Origin of the sequence: Kocuria sp. ZOR0020 (genome assembly GCF_000800955.1) — a bacterium.
GTDB lineage: Bacteria > Actinomycetota > Actinomycetes > Actinomycetales > Micrococcaceae > Kocuria > Kocuria subflava.
In genome coordinates, this window is record NZ_JROX01000299.1 from 1 (window position 1) to 991 (window position 991).

The window sequence follows — 991 nt, forward strand, 5'->3', positions numbered from 1 at the left end:
GAAGCTAGCGACCAAGAGTGGAAACCTAACCGTAGGGCAGGTCATCTGATCTGGCTTGCCCGTTGGGCGGCCTGGAAGGATGTGCATCATGCCCGCTCCCTACCCCCAGGAGTTCCGTGACGACGTCGTGCGAGTGGCCCGGTCCCGCGAGGACGGCATCACGATCGCGCAGATCGCGAAGGACTTCGGCGTCCACGAGATGACGCTGCACAAATGGATCCGCCAAGCCGACATCGACGACGGCAACCGCCCCGGCAGGACACGGGAGGAATCGACCGAGCTGCGTGAGACCCGCAAGCAGATCCGGCTGCTCCAGCAGGAGAACGAGGTCCTCCGTCGCGCCGCGGCCTACCTGTCCTAGGCGAACCTGCCGGGAAAAGGTTCTACCCGCTCGTGAGTGAGCTCGCCGCTGACGGCGTCCCCGTCGCGGTGTCCCTGCCGGTTCTGAAGCTCTCCCGTCAGCCCTACTACCGCTGGCGCCACCAGCAGGTCACCCAGGCTGAGCTGACTGAGGCCTACCGCGCCAACGCGTTACTGGACGCCCACGTCGACGACCCCGAGTATGGCTACCGGTTCCTGGCCGGCGAAGCCGCCGAGGCCGGCGAAGTGATGTGCGAGCGCACGGCATGGAGCATCTGCCGGGACAACCAGTGGTGGTCCGTGTTCGGGAAGAATCGCGGCAAGAACGGAAAGCGTCCCGGGCCACCAGTCCACGACGATCTCGTGAAGCGGGACTTCTGCGCCGATGACGTCAACGAACTGTGGCTGACCGACATCACAGAGCACTGGACCGATGAGGGAAAGCTCTATCTCTGCGCCATCAAGGACGTGTTCTCAGCCCGGATCGTGGGCTACTCGATCAGCGACCGTATGAAGGCGCGACTGGCGGTGAACGCCCTGGACAACGCCGCTTCCCGCCGCGGTGACGTCGCTGGCTGCATCGTGCACTCCGATCGCGGTTCTCAGGGCGGATTCAACTGGTCGTCGCAAC

The 991-nt window shown here is 64.8% G+C and carries 2 protein-coding genes; both read left to right on the top strand.

What is annotated here, in order from left to right:
* Positions 1 to 88: 88 nt before the first annotated feature.
* The gene (locus L979_RS13250; protein ID WP_052209896.1) at positions 89 to 361 is read left to right on the top strand and encodes an IS3 family transposase; all 273 of its coding nucleotides are present in this window, start codon (positions 89 to 91) and stop codon (positions 359 to 361) included.
* A gap of 32 nt (positions 362 to 393) precedes the next feature.
* On the top strand, positions 394 to 991 hold a 598-nt coding region (locus L979_RS16405), incomplete at its 3' end, for an IS3 family transposase (RefSeq protein WP_047692674.1).